The organism is Nocardia shimofusensis NBRC 100134 (assembly GCF_001613125.1).
Lineage (GTDB): Bacteria > Actinomycetota > Actinomycetes > Mycobacteriales > Mycobacteriaceae > Nocardia > Nocardia shimofusensis.
Map to the genome: position 1 here is coordinate 178,395 of NZ_BDBT01000010.1, position 21,772 is coordinate 200,166.

General features: G+C 68.3%; 22 protein-coding genes and 1 tRNA gene. 9 read left to right on the top strand and 14 right to left on the bottom strand.

Going from position 1 to position 21,772, the window contains the following annotated elements; all coding sequences use genetic code 11:
• Positions 1–11 precede the first annotated feature (11 nt).
• Positions 12–1,127 carry an alanine dehydrogenase gene (gene ald / locus NS3_RS13845; protein ID WP_067859528.1) on the bottom strand — a complete coding sequence of 372 codons (1,116 nt, stop codon included), beginning with the start codon at positions 1,125–1,127 and terminating at the stop codon, positions 12–14.
• Between the two features lie 147 nt (positions 1,128–1,274).
• Between ald and NS3_RS13850 the strand changes: the two genes are divergently transcribed.
• The 3 genes from NS3_RS13850 (at position 1,275) to NS3_RS13860 (ending at position 2,890) form a co-directional block, all read left to right on the top strand.
• Positions 1,275–1,790 carry a gamma carbonic anhydrase family protein gene (locus NS3_RS13850; protein WP_067859322.1) on the top strand — a complete coding sequence of 172 codons (516 nt, stop codon included), beginning with the start codon at positions 1,275–1,277 and terminating at the stop codon, positions 1,788–1,790.
• A 166-nt stretch (positions 1,791–1,956) separates the two neighbouring features.
• Positions 1,957–2,121 carry a hypothetical protein gene (locus tag NS3_RS13855; RefSeq protein ID WP_228805469.1) on the top strand — a complete coding sequence of 55 codons (165 nt, stop codon included), beginning with the start codon at positions 1,957–1,959 and terminating at the stop codon, positions 2,119–2,121.
• Positions 2,122–2,233: 112 nt separating this feature from the next.
• On the top strand, positions 2,234–2,890 hold the full coding sequence (locus NS3_RS13860) for a TetR/AcrR family transcriptional regulator (protein WP_067859326.1): 657 nt from the start codon (positions 2,234–2,236) through the stop codon (positions 2,888–2,890).
• Here the strand turns inward: NS3_RS13860 and NS3_RS13865 are convergent.
• The gene (locus NS3_RS13865) at positions 2,845–4,575 is read right to left on the bottom strand and encodes an Eco57I restriction-modification methylase domain-containing protein (protein ID WP_067859328.1); all 1,731 of its coding nucleotides are present in this window, start codon (positions 4,573–4,575) and stop codon (positions 2,845–2,847) included. The two genes, NS3_RS13860 and NS3_RS13865, sit on opposite strands and share 46 nt — an antisense overlap.
• Positions 4,576–4,715: 140 nt before the next feature.
• Between NS3_RS13865 and NS3_RS13870 the strand changes: the two genes are divergently transcribed.
• Entirely contained in the window at positions 4,716–5,408 is a 693-nt protein-coding gene (locus NS3_RS13870; RefSeq protein WP_067859330.1) for a nitroreductase, read from the top strand.
• A 50-nt stretch (positions 5,409–5,458) separates the two neighbouring features.
• On the opposite strand, the gene NS3_RS13875 is transcribed toward NS3_RS13870, so the two are convergent.
• From NS3_RS13875 to aceE, 7 genes are all read right to left on the bottom strand, one after another.
• Complete coding sequence (locus tag NS3_RS13875; protein ID WP_067859332.1) at positions 5,459–5,923, bottom strand: winged helix-turn-helix transcriptional regulator; 465 nt, start codon at positions 5,921–5,923, stop codon at positions 5,459–5,461.
• Positions 5,924–6,068: 145 nt separating this feature from the next.
• A complete protein-coding gene (locus tag NS3_RS13880; protein WP_067859334.1) occupies positions 6,069–7,502 on the bottom strand; it encodes an acyl-CoA carboxylase subunit beta in 1,434 nt (477 codons plus the stop codon).
• A 144-nt stretch (positions 7,503–7,646) separates the two neighbouring features.
• Positions 7,647–8,897: a KasA/KasB family beta-ketoacyl-ACP synthase gene (locus NS3_RS13885; RefSeq protein ID WP_067859337.1), complete on the bottom strand. Its 1,251-nt coding sequence runs from the start codon at positions 8,895–8,897 to the stop codon at positions 7,647–7,649.
• A 10-nt stretch (positions 8,898–8,907) separates the two neighbouring features.
• Complete coding sequence (gene acpM, locus NS3_RS13890) at positions 8,908–9,207, bottom strand: meromycolate extension acyl carrier protein AcpM (RefSeq protein WP_040795229.1); 300 nt, start codon at positions 9,205–9,207, stop codon at positions 8,908–8,910.
• Positions 9,208–9,365: 158 nt separating this feature from the next.
• A complete protein-coding gene (locus tag NS3_RS13895; protein ID WP_067859340.1) occupies positions 9,366–10,295 on the bottom strand; it encodes an ACP S-malonyltransferase in 930 nt (309 codons plus the stop codon).
• A gap of 128 nt (positions 10,296–10,423) precedes the next feature.
• Positions 10,424–11,755, bottom strand: coding sequence for a PucR family transcriptional regulator (locus NS3_RS13900; protein WP_067859343.1), 1,332 nt, complete (start codon positions 11,753–11,755; stop codon positions 10,424–10,426).
• Between the two features lie 11 nt (positions 11,756–11,766).
• Positions 11,767–14,664: a pyruvate dehydrogenase (acetyl-transferring), homodimeric type gene (gene aceE, locus NS3_RS13905; protein ID WP_067859346.1), complete on the bottom strand. Its 2,898-nt coding sequence runs from the start codon at positions 14,662–14,664 to the stop codon at positions 11,767–11,769.
• Positions 14,665–14,925: 261 nt separating this feature from the next.
• Here aceE and NS3_RS13910 point away from each other — a divergent pair, with 261 nt between their 5' ends.
• The 5 genes from NS3_RS13910 (at position 14,926) to NS3_RS13930 (ending at position 17,129) form a co-directional block, all read left to right on the top strand.
• Complete coding sequence (locus NS3_RS13910; RefSeq protein WP_067859349.1) at positions 14,926–15,462, top strand: Rv2240c family protein; 537 nt, start codon at positions 14,926–14,928, stop codon at positions 15,460–15,462.
• 145 nt (positions 15,463–15,607) lie between these two features.
• Positions 15,608–16,030, top strand: a complete 423-nt coding sequence (locus tag NS3_RS13915; protein WP_067859530.1) for a DUF3052 domain-containing protein — start codon at positions 15,608–15,610, stop codon at positions 16,028–16,030.
• A 79-nt stretch (positions 16,031–16,109) separates the two neighbouring features.
• The gene (locus tag NS3_RS13920) at positions 16,110–16,589 is read left to right on the top strand and encodes a peroxiredoxin (RefSeq protein WP_067859532.1); all 480 of its coding nucleotides are present in this window, start codon (positions 16,110–16,112) and stop codon (positions 16,587–16,589) included.
• Between the two features lie 32 nt (positions 16,590–16,621).
• A tRNA-Val gene (locus NS3_RS13925) sits at positions 16,622–16,693 on the top strand.
• Between the two features lie 154 nt (positions 16,694–16,847).
• Complete coding sequence (locus tag NS3_RS13930; protein ID WP_067859352.1) at positions 16,848–17,129, top strand: hypothetical protein; 282 nt, start codon at positions 16,848–16,850, stop codon at positions 17,127–17,129.
• On the opposite strand, the gene NS3_RS13935 is transcribed toward NS3_RS13930, so the two are convergent.
• The 5 genes from NS3_RS13935 to NS3_RS13955 form a co-directional block, all read right to left on the bottom strand.
• Positions 17,101–17,640 (bottom strand): DUF3145 domain-containing protein, encoded by a 540-nt coding sequence (locus tag NS3_RS13935; protein WP_067859534.1) that lies wholly within the window; start codon positions 17,638–17,640, stop codon positions 17,101–17,103. The genes NS3_RS13930 and NS3_RS13935 overlap by 29 nt on opposite strands.
• Before the next feature lie 139 nt (positions 17,641–17,779).
• The gene (locus tag NS3_RS13940) at positions 17,780–18,592 is read right to left on the bottom strand and encodes a serine hydrolase domain-containing protein (protein WP_067859355.1); all 813 of its coding nucleotides are present in this window, start codon (positions 18,590–18,592) and stop codon (positions 17,780–17,782) included.
• An 80-nt stretch (positions 18,593–18,672) separates the two neighbouring features.
• Complete coding sequence (locus NS3_RS13945) at positions 18,673–19,803, bottom strand: NDMA-dependent alcohol dehydrogenase (RefSeq protein WP_067859358.1); 1,131 nt, start codon at positions 19,801–19,803, stop codon at positions 18,673–18,675.
• A gap of 166 nt (positions 19,804–19,969) precedes the next feature.
• Positions 19,970–20,605, bottom strand: a complete 636-nt coding sequence (locus tag NS3_RS13950; protein WP_067859360.1) for a DinB family protein — start codon at positions 20,603–20,605, stop codon at positions 19,970–19,972.
• A gap of 89 nt (positions 20,606–20,694) precedes the next feature.
• Complete coding sequence (locus NS3_RS13955; protein WP_084495489.1) at positions 20,695–21,759, bottom strand: phosphotransferase family protein; 1,065 nt, start codon at positions 21,757–21,759, stop codon at positions 20,695–20,697.
• Positions 21,760–21,772 lie beyond the last annotated feature (13 nt).

Sequence of the window (21,772 nt, forward strand, 5' to 3'; positions counted from 1 at the left end):
CGCGCGGCCGGTCAGCCCGCCAATCCGACCGGCCGCGTCACGGTGATGCCGTGCGCCTCGGCTACCTGTGGCGACAGCAGCAGCCCGTCCTCGGCGGTCAGGCCCGCCGCCAGATCGGGGCGGGACGCGCAGGCCTCGCGCCAGCCCTGGTCGGCGATGGCGAGCACGTAGGGCAGGGTGGCGTTGGTCAGGGCGAGTGTCGAGGTGTGCGGCACCGCGCCCGGCATGTTCGCCACGCAGTAGTACAGCGCCCCGGCCACGGGAAAAGTCGGCTCCGCGTGCGTGGTCGGGCGCGAGCCCTCGAAGCAGCCGCCCTGGTCGATGGCGATGTCGACGAGCACCGCGCCCGGCCGCATCGCCGCGACCATCGCCGTGGTCACCAGCTTCGGCGCCCGCGCGCCCGGTACCAGCACCGATCCGATCACCAGATCGGCGGCCCGCACGGCCCGCTCCACCTCGGCCGCATTGGACGCGAGCGTGGTGATCCGGCCGTGGAACGCCGCGTCGAGGTCGCGCAGGCGGGCGAGATCGGTGTCCAGCACACTCACCTGCGCGCCCATGCCCGCCGCCACGGTGGCGGCGTTGCTGCCCGCGACACCGCCGCCGAGCACCACGACGTGAGCGGGCCGCACCCCGGGCACGCCGCCGAGCAGCACGCCCGCGCCGCCGAGCGGCGCCATCAGGTGATAGGCGCCGACCTGGGCGGCCAGTTTGCCCGCGACCTCGCTCATCGGCGCGAGCAAGGGCAGCGAGCCGTCGGCCGCGCGCACCGTCTCGTAGGCGATGGCGGTGATGCCGGAGCGCAGAATCGCCTCGGTGCAGTCCCGCGAGGCGGCCAGATGCAGGTAGGTGAACAGCGCCTGGTCGCCTCGCATCAGCTGGTACTCGGGCTCGATGGGTTCCTTGACCTTCAACACCAGCTCGGCCTCGGCCCACACCCGATCGGCGTCCTCGGCGAGCAGCGCGCCCGCGGCCGCGTAGGCGTCGTCGGTGAACCCCGACCCGAGGCCCGCGCCGTGCTGCACGAGCACCTCGTGACCGTGCCGCACCAACTCTCCCGCGCCCGCCGGTGTCAGCGCGACGCGGAACTCCTGTTCCTTGACCTCCCCTGGCACACCGATTCGCATACCGCCATCGTGTACCTCTGTCAGGCGTTTCGCCACGAACACACCCGCGACCGGCGGCCGGACGAACCTCGGCGCCGCCGATCCGGCCGGAGCCCGGAACTCCGAGCCGCCGCGTTCCCCGCGACAGCGGCCGGTTACTTTCGACCCATGAGGATTGAGGCCGGCGGTTTCGCGCCGGAAATCGACGAGGGCGCCTGGCTGGCGCCGAACGCCACGGTGATCGGGCGGGTGCGCCTGGCCGCCGACGTGAGCATCTGGTACAGCGCGGTGGTGCGCGGTGATCTGGAGCAGATCACCGTCGGCGAGCGCACCAACATCCAGGACGGTTGCGTGCTGCACGCCGATCCCGGCTTCCCGCTGACCATCGGCAGCGGAGTCTCGGTGGGACACAACGCGATCCTGCACGGCTGCACCGTCGGCGACGACGTGCTGGTCGGCATGGGCGCGACGGTGCTCAACGGCGCGGTGATCGGCGCGGGCAGCCTGATCGCGGCCAACGCGCTGATCCCCGAGGGCGCGCAGATTCCGCCCGGATCGCTCGTCGCGGGCGTGCCCGGCAAGATCCGCCGGAAACTCGACGATGCGGGAGTCGACGGCATCCGGCTCAATGCCGCGGTCTACGTGCACAACACGGACACCCATCGCAAGGCCACGGTACTGTGACTTTGCGACACTGTGATTGATCGCACAATGGTCAAGCGACCAGTAGGTGCCGCTGATACCATTTTGCCTGCATGCGCGCTATTTCGCGACTCGGCGAGTCTCCGGCGTGGCGCGCATGATGCGTTGACGGGCAGGAGGTACCGCGGTGTCGTACCAGGATTCGAGTATGCACCGTTCCAAGGGGCGGATCAGTGTGGCCGATATCGCGGCCCAGCCGGGGGGAATCGAGGCGTTGCATCGCCGGGTTCACGAATTACGCGCGCGCGGCGTCGATTTCGCCGCCAACGCGATCGAACGAGAAATGGCGGATCTGGACCTACCGCAGGGCTGAGCGGCGCAAGCGTGACCACACGCTGCGGGTGGATGAAATAATGACCCTCCATCACCCGCAGCGTCGCGCCGCCGCGTCGGCCTCGGCCGCGCCGAAGGACTGGAGACCCCGAATGCCTGCCGTACCCCCCATGCTCCAGCGCATTCTCGACAAACCCGTCGCCGACGGGGAGAAGCTGCTCGAGAGCGCGCTCTCGGCGTTTCTGGATTTCGGCATCAAGCGCACCAGCATGGGCGAGATCGCGCGGCGGGCAGGCATCAGCCCCGCCACGCTGTATCGACGTTTCGAATCGAAGAACGATCTGGTGGAGGCGGTCAGCGTCCGCGAGGCACAGCGGTTCGTCGAGTACATCGACAAACGGGTCCAGACCGTCGACGGTGGCGAGGACCGATTGGTGGAGATCTTCGTCGCCTTCATCACCGCCATCGCGGGCAACGAACTGCTGCGCAGGCTGCTACGCACCGAACCCGATCTGATCCTGCCGCGCCTGACCACCGAGGCCGGTCCGGTACTGGCCGTCGGCCGCGTCTATCTGGCGGAGAAGCTGCGCGAACTGCGTCCCCGCGATGTCGACTTCGACGCCGACCTGGTCGCGGAGGTGATGGCCCGACTGGCGCTGTCGCTGGCGCTGACCCCGGACGGTCTGATCCCGCTCGCCGATGCCGAGGCCGGCCGCGATTTCGCCCGCCGCACTCTGCTGCCCATGGTGGGTGTGTCGAATGCTCAGCCGACACCGAACGCGGTGGCGACCAGCTCGTCGAGCAACTGACCGGCGGAATCGTCGGCTTCGCGACTGCCGTCGACCAGATCGGCGACCAGTGCCGCGATCCGGCGGGCCGGTTCGCCGTTCGGATCGGGCAGCGGTAGCCGCGAGACGTACTGCGTGATCCACCGCCGCCTGCCCGAATACAGCCGGTTGCCGCAGACGGTGTCGTAGAACCGCAGGCCCAGCGCCGAATTCGCGACCCCCATCAGCAGCTGGGCCACGTATTCGGCCGCACACGCGGAACCGTCGAGGTCGGCCAGCGAGATCCAGTAGCAGTCCCCGTTGACGACCGCGCCCGATCGATCCAGTGCGAAGCGCGCTCGCTCGCTGATATCGGGAAAGACGATCTTCGGCGCCCGCCACCGGTCTGGCCGTTGCGGCACCCAGATCTCGAACCAGCGCCTGCCACCGCCGGTGAGATAGGTGCGCGCCGCCAGTCTGGCGCGATGGGACCGCAGATACGTCGCCGCGGAGGGAAAGTCGTCGAGGTCGACGGGTGTGCGCTGCGCGGCCGTCACGTCGTAGGGGTACAGCACACGGGTGTTCGCCGCTCGCTCCACCCGCCAGGGCCGCAGGTCGCGGTGGGTGAGCAGGGCCCGCAGCAGCTCCGGCTCCGGGCACGGCGTGCGGCGCTCCCAGTCCTCGGCGATGAACACCTCGTCGGCATTGGTCTTGACGCCCACCCGCACCGGTGCCAGCTCCCCGAATGTCCGCCAGGTCCGGTCGGCGACCTCGGCGAGCCAGGCCTCCCGGTCCGGGGACGACATCCGCCACGAACTCTCGGTAGCCGCGGGCCGATCCGGCGAGCGCGTCGACGGATTCGGTCGCACGGGCGTGCCTGCCGCGAGGGTGCCCACCTCGATCGCGTAGGTGCGTCCGTTGCGGGCCACCAGCGACGGGGCGTCGGCGAGCAGCGCGTCGAACAGGTCGGCGGTGCTCGACGGGTGTGCGTGCGGGGCCTCGTAGGCGGAGACATGCCGGCAGGCGGAGACGTGCCGGCAGGACGCGCCCGTCCCGGCATGCACGGCGATCGTGACCGCGGGCAGGACGGCGGCGGCGAAGAGCTTGGTGTCGCCCAGGTCGTAGATCTCCACCGGCGGCAGGTCGCGCGACAGCACGGCGCGAATGTTGGCCCCCGCCTTGGTGGTCAGGAAGCGATTGGCGCACAGCAGTCCGAGCACGCCGCCGGTCCGCAGCAGGCGTGGGGCGAGGGCGACGAACGGGTGGGTCAGGTCGATGCGACCCCGCAGTCCGAACTCCCGGCTGAGCAGCCGGGCGGTCTCCGCGCCGAGTCGCTGGACACGGACGTACGGCGGATTGGTGATGATCGCGTCGAAGCGCCGCTCCGCCAGACCAGCCGCCGCGGTGAGGAAATCGCCGCCGTGCCAGTCGGCGTCGACGTCTTCGTCGGCGGCGCGGGCCCGAGCGCGGTCGAGCGCCTCCTGGTCGAGGTCGTAGCCGATGGCGGCGAACCGGAGTCCGGGCGAGGTGCGCGCGGCGGCACGATGCAGTGCGAGCAGCAGTTCGCCGTCGCCGCAGGCGGGGTCGAGCACACGCAGCGTGCCGTCCGGACCCGGGTGCGGGAGATGCGCGAGGACTCGGCGCGCCAGGAAGTCGGCGAGTTCGGGCGGCGTGTAGTGCCTGCCGTGCCGTTTCCGGTCGTCCGCGTCGCGGGCCGGGGAGCCCATCTGCTGATTGTGCCCCGACGGAGCCGCCGGATGGAGGCGGCGGACCCCCGGGCGAGTCGCCGCAGCACTTGAGGTTCCCCCGACGCCGTTCAGCAGCTAGCATCGGTCTCGAAATAGAACCATTTCAAGGAGGCGGGTTCATGACCCCGACCAGTGCGCAGACCGCCGAGCAGACGGCGCTGTCCCGGATTCTCGACCAGCGGTACACCTGCAGGCAGTTCCGCTCCGACCCGGTGCCGCGCGAGACGATCGAGACCCTGCTGCGGATGGCTCAGCGCACCCCTTCGTGGTGCAACACCCAGCCCTGGCACGCCGTGGTCACCGACTCCGCGGCCACCGACCGGTTCCGCAAGGAACTGCTCGACCACATCCAGACCGCCGCACCCGCCCCCGACCTGACCTTTCCCGGCACCTACCACGGGGTCTACAAAGACCGCAGGCGCGAATGCGGCAAGCAGCTCTACACCGCCGTCGGCATCGAGAAGGGCGACAACGCCGGGTCGATGCGCCAGATGATGCGCAATTTCGAGCTCTTCGACGCCCCGCACGTCGCGATCGTCACCACCGAGGCCGAACTCGGCATCTACGGCGCGGTGGACTGCGGCCTCTACATCAACACCTTCCTGCTGGCCGCCCAGAGCCTCGGCCTCGGCGCGGCCCCACAGGCGGCGCTGGCGAGCTACTCACCGTTCCTGCACAGCCACTTCGGGATTCCCGAACACCGCCAGGTGGTCGCGGGCATCAGCTTCGGCTACCCCGACACCGAGCATCCGGTGAATTCGTTCCGCACCCATCGTGGGGATCTCGACGAGGCCGTCACCTTCGTCAGCTGAGTCCTGCCGAGAACATCGACCGCCCCGCGCGACCGGCTCGCGCGGCGCGGTCAATCGACGGGTTGTTCGCGCAGGAGGCCGGGACCGAGTTCCGGGACGATGTCGCGCGCGCTGATCTGCTCACCGCACTCGTCGCATGCCAATTCGATCCTGGCCTCGCCCGGACAGTCCCGATGGCGGTAGCGCACCGGCGGACCTTCCGGCGCCATATAGGTATCGCCCCACGCGCGAATCGCCATGAGGATCGGGTAGATGTCGTGGCCCTTCGGGGTCAGCCGGTATTCCTCGTAGGCTCCGCCCTCGATCTTCTGCTTGACCAGGATGCCGTGCTCGACGAGCCGGTCCAGCCGATCCTGCAGCCGGCCACGGGAGATGCCCAGGGCGCTCTGGAAAGCGTTGAACCGGCGCACCCCCGCGAAGGCGAACTTCAAAATCACCAGGGTCCAGCGATCCCCGAGAACCACCAGCGGCCGCGTGATCGAACACGGCTCGTCGGCAAGCTCCTCATAACGCATCACCCGATGCTACCCAGGCCCCCGCGCGCCGCGGACGGTGAAAAAGCGAACGGCCCCGGAATCGCTTCCGGGGCCGTTCGCGGTACCACTGGGATTCGCTTCGGCTCAGCTCACAGCCCTGATCTGAGCGTCACGAATCCACGCGTCACAGCGGGATGTTCTTGTGGTGGCTGGGGCGCGAGGGCGCGGCGGCCAGTGCGGCGGCGATGACGCTGCGGGTCTTGGCCGGGTCGATGACCTCGTCCACCACGCCGATCGCCAGGGCGCGTTCCACGCCGCCCGCGATCTTCTCGTGCTCGGCCGTCAGACGCTCGTGCAGCGCCTCGCGCTCTTCCTCCGGCGCGGCCGCGAGTGCCTTCTTGTGGAGGATGCCGACCGCCGCCTTGGCGCCCATCACGGCCACCTCGGAGTCCGGCCAGGCGTAGACCGCGGTCGCGCCCAGAGAACGGGCGTTCATGGCGATGTAGGCGCCGCCGTAGATCTTGCGGGTCACCAGGGTGACGCGCGGGACACGGGCCTCGGCGAAGGCGTGCAGCAGCTTGGCGCCGCGGCGGACCACGCCGTCCCACTCCTGACCGACGCCGGGCAGGTAGCCGGGCACGTCGGTGACGACGATCAGCGGGATGCCGAACGCGTCGCACAGTCGCACGAAGCGGGAGGCCTTCTCGGCGCTCTCGGAGTTCAGGCAGCCACCGAGGCGCAGCGGGTTGTTGGCCAGCACGCCGACGGTGCGCCCGCCGAGGCGACCGAGACCGACCACCATGCTGCGCGCGTAACCGGCCTGCAGCTCCTCGAACGAGGACTCGCCGTCGACATTGTCGAGCAGTTCGTGCACCAGCGGCTTCACGTCGTAGGCGCGCTTGGCCGAGGCGGGCAGCATCGCCTTCAGGTCGACGTTGCCGTGCTCGGCGGCCATCATGTCGAACTCGCCCTGCTCGGCGAACATCGACACCAGCTTGCGGGCGCGGTGCATGGCGTCGGCCTCGTCGTCGGCCACGATGTGGCACACGCCGGACTTCTTGCCGTGGGTCTCCGGGCCGCCCAGGGTGGCCATGTCGACCTGCTCACCGGTGACCGAACGGACCACGTCGGGACCGGTCACGAAGATCCGGCCCTCCGGCGCCATGATGACGACGTCGGTCAGCGCCGGGCCGTAGGCCGCGCCGCCGGCGGCGAAGCCGAGCACCACCGAGATCTGCGGGACCAGGCCGGACGCGCGGACCATGGCCTCGAAGACCAGGCCGACCGCGTGCAGCGCCTCGACACCCTCGGCGAGCCGGGCGCCGCCGGAATGCCAGAGACCGACCACCGGGACGCCGGAGTCGATGGCGGTGTCGATCGCGTCGACGATGTGCTTGCAGCCCTCCACGCCCATCGCGCCGCCCATGACCATCGCGTCGGAGCAATAGGCCACGGTGCGAACGCCGTCCACCTCGCCGATCGCGGCGAGCACGCCGGACTTGTCACGCGGGTGCAGCGGTAGAACCGTTCCGGGATCGAAGAACCGCTGGAGCCGGCCCATCGGGTCACGAGGGTCGGTCGCTGTGTCCGGTGTCAACGCGGGTGCCATGATCGTCATCGCGTTTTCTCCTCATCGAAAGAATGTGTGCCGCTGATCGCGGCTGCATGGTCGAAAGACCGGTGGATTCGAAAAACCCGGTGGGGTCGAGGCCGCTGACAGGGCCGACCCCACCGGGGATCGTCGAGCAAATCGGTCGAGCGGCTATGCGCGACCGAAGGCGAGGGCAACATTGTGCCCACCGAAACCGAACGAATTATTGATCGCGTATTCGATGTTCTGCTGGCGAGCTTCGCCCTTCACCACATCGAGATCGATCTCCGGATCCTGGTTGTCCAGGTTCAAGGTCGGCGGCACGATGCCGTCGCGGATGCTCATCACGGTGAGGATCGACTCGAGCGCGCCGACCGCGCCGATCGAGTGACCCAGCGCCGACTTGGGCGCGTACACCGAGGCGTGAGTGCCCACAGCTTTATGGATCGCGTTCGCCTCGGCCGTGTCACCGACAGGGGTGGCCGTGGCGTGCGCGTTGATGTGGGTGATGTCCTGCTTGGACAGGCCCGCGGTCTGCATCGCGCGGGTCATCGCGCGGGCGGCGCCGGTGCCCTCCGGATCGGGGGCGACCAGGTGGTAGCCGTCGGAGGTGATACCCGCGCCCAGCAGACGGGCGTGGATGGTCGCGCCGCGTGCCTTCGCGTGTTCCTCGGTCTCGAGCACCATCAGGGCGCCCGCCTCACCGAAGACGAAGCCGTCACGATCCTTGTCGAACGGCCGTGAGGCCCCCTTCGGATCGTGGTTGCGGGTGCTCGTGGCACGCATCATGGAGAACGCGGCGATCGGCAAGGCGTCGATGTAACCCTCGACGCCGCCGGTGACGACGATGTCGGCGTCACCCATCACGATCATCCGCCACGCGTTCGCGATGGCTTCCGAACCGGACGAACACGCCGAGACCGGAGTGACCACTCCTGCCTTGGCCTTCAACTCGAGTCCGACGCAGGCCGACGGACCGTTCGGCATGACCATCTGAACAGCCAGCGGCGAGATCTTGCGATAGCCACCGTTCTTCAGCTTGTCGACCGAGTCGATCAGCGCGTCGCCGCCACCGAGTCCGGTGCCGATCGCGACAGCCAGGCGGTCGGGATCGACCTCGGGGCTGCCCGCGTTCTTCCACACCTCGCGACCCATCACGGTCGCGAGTCGCTCGACATAAGCCATGCGACGGATTTCAACCCTGGTGAGCAGGGTGTCGGGGTTCACCTTCAGGTGTCCGCCGATGCGGACCGGAAGGTCGTATTCCTCGATGAAGGAATCCTCGAGAACGTCGATACCGCTCTCGCCGTTGAGGAGTCCCTTCCACGTCGCATCGACGTCGCCCGCGATCGACGTGGTAGCCGCCATGCTCGTCACGACGACGTTGGGGAAATTCCCATTCAAGGTGGAAGGAGTGGTCACTGTTTCGGCCCTACTCGCCGTCGAACTTGGCCTTGAGCTCCGCGGCCGCGTCAGCGTTCTCGGCCTCGAGCTTCTGGATGTAGGAGACAGCGTCTCCGACCGTCTTCAAGCTGGCCAGATCCTCGTCGGGGATCTTCACGCCGTACTTGTCCTCGGTCTGCACAGCGATCTCGACCATGGACAGCGAGTCGATGTCCAGGTCATCGACGAAGGACTTCTCGACGGTCACCTCGGACGGTTCGATACCCGTAACCTCTTCGATGATCCTGCCGAGTTCCTCGACGATTTGTTCCTGGGTCAGAGCGGCCACTTCGTGGCTCCCTTCTTGTTTCTGGGTAGGGCTTGTCCCCCCGGAGGGGATTTCTGTTCGGGGGGTTTCTATGTGGTTTTTCGGACCGCGACCGCCGGAGGTTACCGGCGATTCGGTCACAACCGGGCGTCATTACGGCGCACGGTCGCGGTGGAAAGCTAGCCGGAGTGCCCCAGCGCGGTGAACGCGGGGAGGTCCTCGGGGGTTTTCAACGCCAGCGTCGGCGTGCCCTTCAGCTCTCGTTTGGCGATGCCGACCAGCGTCCCCGCGGGCGGCAGTTCCGCCACCGCCGAGACACCGGCGGCGCGGACCGTCTCGGAGCACAGATCCCAGCGCACGGGCCGGGTGACCTGAGCGGCGAGCTTCTCGATCGCGTCGCGCCCCGAAGCCACCGGCTTGCCGTCGAAGTTCGACAGCAGGGTCCGGGTGGGCTCACCGGGCGTGATCCGCGCGATGGCCTCGGCCACCGCGTCCTGAGCCGGAGCCATGAAGGCGGTGTGGAAGGCACCCGCCACCGGCAGCGCCCGCACCCGTGCCTTCTCCGGCGGATTCGACGCCAGTTCGGCCAGCGCGTCCAGCGTGCCTGCCGCCACGATCTGGCCGACCGCGTTGCGGTTGGCCGGCACCAGATCGAGCTCGGCAAGGCGAGCCAGTACGACGGCCTCGTCGCCGCCGAGCACAGCGGACATGCCGGTCGGTTCCAGCGCGCACGCCTTCGCCATCTCCGCACCGCGGATAGCGGCGAGAGTGACGGCCTCGTCAGGGGTGATGACCCCGGCGACCGCGGCGGCGGCGAACTCGCCGACCGAATGCCCGGCCACGATCGTATCGGCAGGAATCGGATCCGTCTCGTTCTCACCCGCGGCGAGTTCTGTGTAGGCGAGCAGCGCGGCCGCCACCACCAGCGGCTGGGTCACCGCGGTGTCGACGATCTCCTCGGCCGTCGCGGTGGTGCCGAGACGGACCAGATCGAGGCCTGCGGCCTTCGACCATAGGGCGAGGCGATCACTCGCACCGGGGAGGTCGAGCCAGGGGGCGAGCATGCCGGGAGTCTGGGACCCCTGTCCAGGGGCGAACAACGCGATCACGTCTCTAAGAAAACACTGTGAGCCCCGCCGCAAGAGATGTCGGTGCGAATGAAGCTTTCGGACCGCTTTTGTGGGGGTCCCACAAAAACCCACGTGGACCGGCCGGATCGGACAGTCGATGCCGCGCGTTACAACCCTTCGGAATCGTGTGTTTCCACAGAGGTTTCTGGTGCGGATTGTGATGTTTCGTTACGCGTTCGTGTCAAGCGACCCATGGTGGCCGCGATCCTGAGTACGTACGCGTCCCGCGCATTGAGCGGATCTCGCCCGGTGACTTCGGCGATTCGCTTCAACCGATACCGGACCGTATTTGGATGTACGTACAGCTGGCGCGCACACGTCTCGACGGCTCCACCGCAGTCGAGATAGGCATCGAGGGTGTCGGCCAGCGCCGAACCGGCAGCCTCCAACGGGAGCACAACATACTCGTTCAACGCGTCCACCGCACCTCTGTCGCCGAGCAACACACGCTCGGGTAACAGTTCGGCCGCGTGCACCGGGCGCGGCGCGCCGCGCCAGCCCACGACGGCCTCCATGCCGGCCAGTGCCTCCACCGCGCTGGTGTGCGCCGCGCCGAGCGTGCGCATGGTCGGACCGATCACCACAGGACCGTCGGAGAACACCTCGGCCAGCAGGTCCGCCACGAACGGCCCGGCATTGTTGTCGCCGAGATGACCGCTGACGACCATCACCAGGCGCGCCCCCTGCACCACCGCCAGCGCGGCGCGACCGTGCCTGGCGGCGATGTTGTGCACCGCGCCCACCGCGGACACACCGTGTCCCCCGGGAGGCGTGCCGACCAGCACGGTGGCGGGCGCCGTGGCGTCCCAGTTCAACGTGGCGGCACGCGAGAGCATGTCCGGACCCGTGTCGCCGCGCACCACGGCGTCGACGACCAGCGCCTCCAGACGGGTGTCCCAGGCGCCGCGCGATTCGGCGGCGCTGGCGTACACCGAGGCGGCGGCGAATCCGAGCTCACGCCCGTATCGCAGCACCGCCTCGGTGAGCGCGACCAGCTGACGATCGTTGCGCGCCAGCGCGGGCAGCCACTGCTCGAAGAACTCCATGGCCACCCGGACCATGTCCACGGTCTGGCGCAGCGTCAGCCGCCGCGCCAGATCCTGCGGAATCACCTGGAAGGTGTCCAGGCTGAACCGGATGTCGCTGTCCGGGTCCTGCAACCACTCCAGGAAGTTCACCACCGCGGTCTGCACCAGCATCTGCACGCCCGCGCGCTGCGCGGCGTCCAGATCGGCGAAGAACGGCAACCGATCCTGCATCGAGCCCACCGCCTCGGTGGACAGCCGCCCGGAGAACTGCTTCACCCTTTTGAGCAGCGTGTCCGGCAGCGGGTCACGGGTCTGGCGGTTCGGTGAGAGCGCGCCCGTCGGCAGATACACCTCGTGCTCGGAAGAGCCTTCGGAGATCCGTCTCGGCCGCGGCGGTTTACGGTCCACCATCCAATGTTGCGCTATGCCAGATCTTCGTCCGAACTCACGGCAGGCTTCGGCGCGGCATCCACGTCCGCGATGCGGTACTTGCGTGCCGCTTCGACGGCCGCGGACCGGTCGATCCGGCCCGCGTTCGCCAGCCCGATCAGCACCGCCACCACGATGGATTGCGCGTCGACGTTGAACCGCCTGCGCGCGGCCGGACGGGTGTCGGAGAAGCCGAAACCGTCGGTGCCGAGGGTGATGAACTCACCGGGCACCCACTGGCGCACCTGATCGGGCACCGCCCGCATCCAGTCGGTGGCCGCGACGAACGGACCGCTCGCCTGCGACAGCGCCTCGGTCACATACGGCACCGCGGGCTCGGCGCCCGGATCGCGCAGCGCGGCGATCTCCGCGAGCAGCGCCTCCTTGCGCAGCTCACCCCACGAGGTCACCGACCACACATCGGCCTGCACACCCCATTCCTCGGCCAGCAGCGCCTGCGCTCGCAGACCGTCGGGCACCGTCACGCCGGAGACCAGGATCTGGGCGCGCACATCGCCCTCGCCGCCCGCCCGGTAGCGGTAGAGGCCCTTCAACAGCCCCGCCACATCCAGGTCCTCGGGCTCGGCCGGCTGCTGATAGGGCTCGTTGTAGAGGGTGATGTAGTAGAAGACGTCCTCGCCGCCGAAGGTGTCCTCCGGCCGCTCCATCGGTTCGGTGCCGGGCAGCGCCCCCGCATGCTCGGCAGGTTTGCCGCCGCCGTACATCCGTCGCAGGCCGTCGCGCACGATGTGGGCGATCTCGAAGGCGAACGCCGGATCGTAGGTCACCACTGCGGGATTGGTGGAGGCCAGCAGGAGTGAGTGACCGTCGTTGTGCTGCAGACCCTCACCGGTCAGCGTGGTCCGTCCCGCGGTCGCGCCGAGCACGAAGCCGCGGGCCAGCTGATCGGCCGCCGCCCACAGACCGTCGCCGGTGCGCTGGAAACCGAACATCGAATAGAAGATGTAGAGCGGGATCATCGGCTCGCCATGGGTGGCGTAGGACGTGCCCACGGCGGTGAACGATGCCGTCGAACCCGCTTCGTTGATGCCCTCGTGCAGGATCTGGCCGACGGCGCTCTCCTTGTAGGCGAGCATCAGTTCGGCGTCCACCGAGGTGTACAGCTGCCCGTTGCGGTTGTAGATCTTCAACGAGGGGAACCACGAGTCCATGCCGAAGGTGCGGGCCTCGTCGGGGATGATCGGCACGATGCGCTTGCCGATCTCCTTGTCACGCAGCAGTTCCTTCATCAGCCGCACCAGCGCCATCGTGGTCGCCACGTTCTGCTTGCCCGAGCCCTTGCGCACCGACTTGTAGGCCTCGTCGCCGGGCAGGGTCAAAGGCTTTGCGGTGCTGCGCCGTTCGGGCAGGAATCCGCCGAGCGCCCGGCGCCGGTCGAGCATGTACTGGATCTCGCGGGCCTCCATGCCGGGGTGGTAGTACGGCGGCAGGTACGGATCCTTCTCCAGCTCCGCGTCGCTGATCGGGATGCGCTGCACATCGCGGAAGTCCTTGAGGTCCTGCAACGTCAGCTTCTTCATCTGATGCGTCGCGTTGCGACCCTCGAAGTGCTTGCCGAGGGTGTAGCCCTTGATCGTCTTGGCCAGGATCACCGTCGGCTGACCCTTGTGCGCCATCGCCGCCGCGTACGCCGCGTACACCTTGCGGTAGTCGTGGCCGCCGCGCTTGAGGTTCCAGATCTCCTGGTCGGACATGTTCTGCACCAGCGCCTTGGTGCGCGGGTCCCGGCCGAAGAAGTGGTCGCGCACGTAGGCGCCGTCGTTGGCCTTGTAGGTCTGGTAGTCACCGTCGGGCGTGCTGTTCATCAGGTTCACCAGCGCGCCGTCGCGGTCGGCGCCGAGCAGCTGATCCCACTCGCGGCCCCAGATCACCTTGATGACGTTCCAGCCCGCGCCGCGGAAGAACGACTCGAGTTCCTGGATGATCTTGCCGTTGCCGCGGACGGGCCCGTCGAGGCGCTGCAGGTTGCAGTTCACCACGAAGGTCAGGTTGTCCAGACCCTCCATGGCCGCCACGTGCGCCAGGCCGCGCGACTCCGGCTCGTCCATCTCGCCGTCGCCGAGGAACGCCCACACGTGCTGATCGGAGGTGTCCTTGAGGCCGCGGTCGTGCAGGTAGTGGTTGAACCTCGCCTGGTAGATCGCGTTCATCGGGCCCAGGCCCATGGACACGGTCGGGAATTCCCAGAAGTTGTTCAGCAGTCGCGGATGCGGGTAGGACGGCAGGCCGCGGCCGAGACCGCCGTGGCTGTACTCCTGCCGGAAACCGTCGAGCTGGTCGGTGCTGAGCCTGCCCTCGAGGAAGGCGCGGGCGTAGATGCCCGGCGAGGCGTGGCCCTGGATGAAGATCTGATCGCCGCCGCCGGAGTGATCCTTACCACGGAAGAAGTGGTTGAAGCCCACCTCGTACAGCGCGGCCGAGGACGCGTACGTGGAGATGTGGCCGCCGACGCCGATGCCGGGCCGCTGCCCGCGATGCACCATGATCGCGGCGTTCCAGCGGATGAAGGCGCGGTAGCGGCGCTCGACCTCTTCGTCGCCGGGGAACCACGGCTCGTTCTCGGTCGGAATGGTGTTGACGTAGTCGGTGGAGGTCAGGGCCGGGATCGAGACGCGGCGCTCACCGGCGCGCTCGAGCAGGCGCAGCATCAGGTAGCGGGCGCGCTGCGGGCCTTCGCGCTCGAGCATCTCGTCGAACGACTCGAGCCATTCCCCGGTCTCCTCGGGGTCGATGTCGGGTAGGTAGGACGCCACTCCTTCGCGGATCACCCGCACGCGTTCGCCCGTGGCGGGCGCCGGAGCTCCGCTCGAGCCTGCGGCGTCTGTTCCGGTGGATTTCGCCGTAACGGAAGAGTCGATGAGGTCGGTCAAATCTGCTCCTCGTGCAGGTGTGGAAAAGCTGATGTGCTTCGTAATCCGTGGACGGGTCCGCTGGTGTGCGGATTCGCCCGATGCGCCAGGTCGGTCGCACCCTCCATCCTTCCCGAAGGTGCGTCCCGAAGCATCATGGCAGCCGGAAATCAAGTACCGTCTGCAGAAAATGGGTTACCGCCCAGTTGCCCCGGCAGACCTCGCGTGCCGGGCTCCATCAGCCACCATGCGCAGCCGCCACCGTGAGCAGGGGAGACGACGATGAAGCTGTTGAATCCGCACCGGATCGGACTGGCCTGCTCGGCGCTGGCCGTCCTCGCCGGGACGGTGGTGGCCTGCGGCGAGCAGGTTCCCGGCACCGCGTTGCCGAACACCGGCGAGGTCGCGATCTACCAGAGCGAGCAGGCCGCCGCCACGTCCTCGCGCCGGGCCGCCGAGCAGGCGCAGGCGATCACCGACAACTGCGCGCCCTTCGCGAACACCAGCGGCATCGGCGTGCAGCGCTACAACGAGTTCGTCGAAGCCCACGACTCGAACGCCCCCGACTACGACGCCCGGCGCGACACCGCCGCGACGACTCTCCAGGATGCGGCGAACAAGGTCGAGGCAGGCGTGAACAACGCCGGCGACAAATTGCCGCCGGATCTGGCGGGCAAACTCATCGAGTACGTGAACGCGGCGCGCCAGCTCGCCGAGGAGACCGGAAAGATGTCCTACCACGCGAATGTCGACCCGCTCAACGCCGCGAGCCAGCGGGTCAACAACGCCCGCAACACCGTACGGGAGGCCTGCCCGTAGCCCCGGATCGGCGGTGCCCCGGAGGCCGTTCCGGCGCTCCCCCCGACGCGACATTCGCCCCATTTTCGACCGATCAGCTTGCGCTCAGGCCGATAACCATGTTCGCTTGCACTTACCTGTTGTCGGGATTGAGGAGGACACCACCGTGGTCGCCGCGGCGGACGCGCAGAATTACGCTCAGAAGCTTGGCATTGCACACGGCATGGTTGTCCAAGAGCTCGGCTGGGACGAGGACACAGATGACGACCTTCGTGCGGCCGTAGAGGAAGCCAGCGGCGGCGAGATGGTCGACGAGGATTCCGACGAGGTCGTGGACGCGGTGCTGCTGTGGTGGCGCGACGGTGACGGCGATCTGGCCGACGAGCTGATGGAAGTCATCAGCCCGCTCGCCGACGACGGTTTCATCTGGGTACTCACGCCCAAGACCGGTCAGCCGGGCCACGTGGACCCGAGTGAGATCGCCGAATCGGCTCCTACGGCCGGCCTGACCCAGACCTCGGCCATCAGCCTCGGTGGATGGACCGGCAGCCGCCTCGTGCAGCCCAAGGCTCCCTCCAAACAGCGCTGACCCTTTTCGCTATGGTTTGCCTCCGGACGGTGGGTAACCACCGTCCGGCCGCAAACCCGTCACGATGGAGGATTCGCGTATGCCCGCCGAGGTCGGCCCACTGGAAGTCGGCACCGTCGCGCCGGATTTCACCCTCAAGGACCAGAACAACCAGCCCGTCACCCTCTCGGACTACCGGGGCGGCAAGAACGTGCTGATCGTGTTCTACCCGCTCGCCTTCACCGGCGTGTGCCAGGGCGAGCTGTGCAAGGTCCGCGACGAACTGCCCAAGTTCCAGAACGACGACGCCGAGATCCTGGCGATCTCCGTCGGCCCCCCGCCCACTCACAAGATCTGGGCGGCCGAGCAGGGCTACACCTTCCCCCTGCTGTCGGACTTCTGGCCGCACGGCGCCATCGCTCAGGCCTACGGCGTCTTCAACGACAAGACCGGCATCGCCAACCGCGGCACCTTCGTCGTCGACAAGGCGGGCATCATCCGCTTCTCGGAGATGAACGGCCCCGGAGAGCCCCGTGACCAGGGAGCTTGGGAGAACGCGCTCGCCGCGCTAGATTCATAAACCGTTCCCGCCGGTTCCGGCCGGCAGGATACGGGCGTATAGCTCAGCGGTAGAGCACTGGTTTTACACACCAGCGGTCGGGGGTTCGATCCCCTCTGCGCCCACTCCGGAATTCGCGGACCACAGCGGTTCGGTATCGCCCACGAACGATTGCCTCGCTCCCGCGGCCCGGCCATACTGGTCGAACCGCGATTCCGGCGGTCGGAACTCGAGAGTGTCTCACCTCGGCCGCCAAGGGATTTGCGGTGTGGGGGGCTCATGGAATTGCTGCACAACGCCGGGTTCGTCGTCTGGATACTCGGCAACGTAGGAATCCTGGTGTCCCGCTGGCGGGAACGGCGCCGGAGCCTCCACGGTAGCCGGTTCACGGTGGCGAGCTTGCTGGTCGCCGCCCTCGGAGCAGGTATCGCCGGGGCGACCTATCTCGCTGTCGCGGAGGACTCTTCGTGGCCGCGGATCGCAGTCGCGGGCGCGCTACTTCTGGTGACAGCGCTGAATCTGATCGCAGCGCTCAGCCGACGTCGCGGCGCAGCCAGGTGACCTCCGCGCCCACGGCGTCGTCGTCCCCGCTGCGGAATGCTTCCAGATCCTCGTCCCACGGCGTCCCCATCGCCCGGTCGATTTCGGCGGCCAGGTCGTAACCGGAGCGCTTCCCCTCGCTGCGCGCCGATTGCAGCATCGATCGCAGGCGGTTCTCGCCCACCATGACATCCCCGTTGGCGCTCACCGCGCCATGCCACAGTCCCAGCACCGGCGAGAAGCTGTAGCGCTCGCCGTCGACGCCGTCGCTGGGGTCCTCGGTGACTTCGAAGCGCAGAACCGGCCAGGAGCGCAGGGATCGGGCGATGCGGCCCGCGGTACCGACAGGGCCGATCCAGTCGCTGGACGCGCGCAGGTGGCCGTCGACGGGCTGGGTGGTCCACCTGAGCTTGGCGGGCGAGCTGAGCGCCGAGGTGAGTGCCCATTCGACGTGCGGACACAGCGCGGCAGGGGCTGAGTGGATCCAGACCACACCCGCCGTCGCGTCCGCGAACTGACTCGATGCGCGCACCACTGACACCTCCAGCTCAGACGAGGGACGTCTTCCCCAACGACCTGTCTGCTGCTGGCGTTGCCCGAGTGTACTCGAGTGTACGGAGTTACGAGTGTTACTCGGTTCGTGTGTTGCCCGGCAGTTACCCGCCGCCGGTTCAGGCCCCTGACTTTTCGGCGATCACCGCGTCACTGAGGAGCGGCCAGGCGGCACGCGCCCAGTCGCCGAAATTCTCGTCGGCGAGAGCGCAACACGCCAGACCCTGTCGCGGGTCGACCCACAGAAATGTTCCGGTTTGCCCGAAGTGGCCGAAAGTACGCGGGGAGTTGGTGGTTCCGGTCCAGTGCGGGGACTTGCCGTCACGGATCTCGAACCCGAGGCCCCAGTCGTTGGGGCGCTGAGAGCCGAATCCGGGCAACACGCCGTTGAGACCGGGGAACTGCACGGTGGTCGCCTCGGCCAGGGTCTGCGGCGAGATCAACCGGGGGTCCAGCAATTCCGCGGCGAAGCGCAGGAGGTCGTCCAGGGTGGAGCGGCAGGCGTGCCCCGCCGGGCCGGCCAGCGCGGAGGATGCCATACCCAGTGGCACGAAAACGGATTCGCGCAGGTATTCGTCGAACGCGATGCCGGATTGTTCGGCGACGAAGTCGGCGAGGACCTCGAAGCCCGAACTGGAGTAGATCCGGCGGGCGCCGGGTTCGGCCAAGACCTCGGTGGTGTCGAAGGCCAGGCCGGAGGCGTGGGCGAGGAGATGGCGCACGGTCGCGCCGGGCGGACCGGCGGGCTGGTCGAGCTCGATCGCGCCCTCTTCGATCGCCACGAGAACGGCATACGCGACCAGCGGCTTGGTCACCGAGGCCAGTGCGAACACCCGGTCGGTGTCGCCCCGGGACGTCGTTGCCGCGCCGGACACCACGCCCGCCGCCGCGTGCCGGACCGGCCAGTCGTCGATCTGCTCGAGTGCTCGCACCCCGCGAGCCTACGAGACAACGCCCGGCGAACCCAAGGGCGCGGGCCCGCCCGGACGACGGGCGGGCCCGACCACGCGCTCTACCAGTCGTTCTCGGTGTAGCGGATGATGCCGCGCAGGTTCTTGCCGTCGAGCATGTCCTGGTAGCCCTGGTTGATCTCCTCCAGCGCGTAGCTGCGGGTGACCATGTCGTCGAGATTGAGCTGGCCGGACTTGTAGAGCGAGAGCAGATGCGGAGCGTCCTGACGGGCGTTGCCGCCGCCGAAGATGCAGCCCTTCACCGTCTTCTGCAGCATCGACAGCAGGAAGGTGTTCATCTTGACGTCACCGGCGTCCATGCGGCCCATCGAGGTGACCACGAGAGTGCCGCCCTTGCCGGTGAGGATCAGGCCCTCTTCGACGTAGTCGCCGTGCATCTCGCCCATGGTGAGGATGACCTTCTCGGCCATGCGCCCCTCGGTGGCCTCCATCAGCGGCACGATGGCCTCGGCCATGCTCGCGTAGGTGTGGGTGGCGCCGAACTTCTGGGCCTGCTCGAGCTTCCACGGCACCGGGTCGATCGCGACGATCTTGGACGCGCCCGAGAGCACCGCGCCCTGCAGCGCGCTCATGCCCACGCCGCCGATACCCGCGACGACCACGGTGTCGCCGGGCATGACGTTGGCGACATGGGTGGCCGAGCCGAAACCGGTCGGCACACCGCAGCCGACGAGGCAGGCGACCTCAAAGGGAATGCTGGGGTCGATCTTGACGACCGACGTGTGATGCACCGTCATGTACGGGGCGAAGGTGCCCAGCAGGCACATCGGGATGACGTTCTCACCGCGCGCCTGGATGCGGTAGGTGCCGTCGCTGATCGCCTGGCCCATCAGCAGTCCCGCACCGAGGTCGCACAGGGCCATCTTGCCCGACACACACGCCGGACAGCGGCCGCAGGCCGGGATGAACGACAGGATCACGTGATCGCCGACCTGCAGATCGGACGGCACGTTCGGGCCGAGCTCGGTGATGACGCCCGCACCCTCGTGACCGCCCATCACCGGATAGCCCGGCATGGGCGTCGCCCCCGTGACGATGTGATGATCCGAATGGCACATACCGGCGGTTTCCATCCGGATCTTCACCTCGCCGGCCACCGGGTCGCCGACCTCGATCTCTTCCACCGACCACGGCTGGTCGATCCCCCACAGGATCGCGCCCTTCGTCTTCATTGCAGTCGACCTCTCGCGTGCACAGTGCTTCAATGTGACAGCACCCACAGTACGAGATAAGTGGAACGTGTTCTAGTGCCGGGTAGGAAAATCATTGCCCAGGGTACGAACAGCGACCGAACACGTTCCAGAAGTGGGTCTTCCCGACTACCGCCGGGACGAATTGTCAGCCCCGCACGTCGTGGACGTGGTGGACGAGATCGTGCAGGAAGTAGCGCGCCAGGGTCTCCACCGTGAAGGTCGATCCGTCACCGCGCCGCGCCTGCAGACCACGATCGGCGGGCGGGACCGACGCGAACGCCTCGGCGGCGGCCACGGCCGCGGCGGCCAGCTCCTCCGCGACGACGGCGGGGTCCTGTTCGCCGTAGCGATCGGCGATGGCGGTCGCGTCCTGATCCCAGTTCGCGAAGGTCGGCGGATCCACCGAGTCGCCGCGGCGGCCGGCGTCGGAATGCCCATCGCCGGACAGCTTCTCGGCATGGACGGGACCGGGGTCGACGCACGGATCGAACGCCGGGAGTCCGGGATCGACAGCCGGGCGACGAGTGATCACCGCGACGCGGAACACAAAGACGCGGCACACGTCCCGCACGTGTGCCGCGTACTCCGTCGGCGACCACACCTCGGGCCGCGGCCGTCGCCGCGCGCCGGGACGGGCGAGCGCCGCGCGCAACCGATCCGCACTCGCCCGCGCCGCGGCAGGGACCGCGTCGTAGTCGACGGTCGCGGCGTCGTAGCCGCAGTCCGGGCAGGGGCGCTCGAGCACCCAGGTCCAGTCCTTCACATCAGGAACGATCGCCATGGGTCGAAACTAGTCCGGCCGGATATGGTTCACCATCCATATCCGGCCGGACTTCATCGAGATGCCGCCTCCCACGAGGCGTGGGCAACTCAGGCCATGAGCTGCCGCGCGCGCTCGAACAGTTCGAGAGTGATCGCGTGCAGGAAGTCGCCGGTCTGCTTGGGCGCCTTGCCCGCGAACGCGCGGGCGTGCGTGCCCTCGAGCACGATGCCGAGCTTGAAGCAGGCCAGCACGGTGTACCAGTCGACGGCGCTCAGATCGCGGGTGGAGAACTCGCCGTAGTGCTCGACCATCTCCGCCGCCGTGGGCAGTCCGCCCGCCGCGCCGAGCTTGCCGATCAGCGCCGCGCCCGTGGTGCCGGGTTCCGGGCGGGTCGCGATCTGCCAGCCGAGGTCGAGCAGCGGGTCGCCGATCGTCGACATCTCCCAGTCGACCAGGGCGGCGACCTGCGGGCCGTCGTAGCTGAACATGATGTTGGCCAGATGGCAGTCGCCGTGCAGGATGCCGGGGGTCCACTCGGCGGGCCGGTTGCGGTCGAGCCATTCGCCGACCTTCTCGATGCCGGGGATCTGCGGTCCGGGGTAGCCCTCGTTGCCCGCGTAGGACTCGAGTTCGGCCATCCAGCGCGGCACCTGACGTTCCAGGAAGCCCTCGGGCTTGCCGTAGCTCTCCAGCCCGATCTCCTTGTAGTCCACCGAGCCGAGACGGGCGATGGCCTCCACAGCCGACAAACCCATCCGACGGCGGATCTCGGCGTCACCGGCGTGCAGGGCGGGCAGTTCGGTCTGCGGGTTGAAGCCCTCGATGGGTTCCATGAGGTAGAAGTACACGCCGATGAGGGACTCGTCGGGGGCGGCGGCGATCACCCGGGGCGCCTTGACGTCGGTGCCGTTCAGCGCGCCGAGCAGGCGGGCTTCGCGCTTGATCACCTCGTTGCTCTTCGGGCGCAGATGCTTGGGGCCGCGCCGCAGGACATAGGTGCGACCGCCGCGGACGAAACGCAGCATGATGTTCTGCGTTCCACCGCCCAGCGGAGTCACCTCCTCGAATTCGCCACCGGGAAGCCCCTGCTCTTCCATCCACTTCCCGACGATCGCGAAATCGACGACGTCACGATCCACCTCGACCGGCTGCGCTACAGACATGCATGACATTGTGCACCACCGC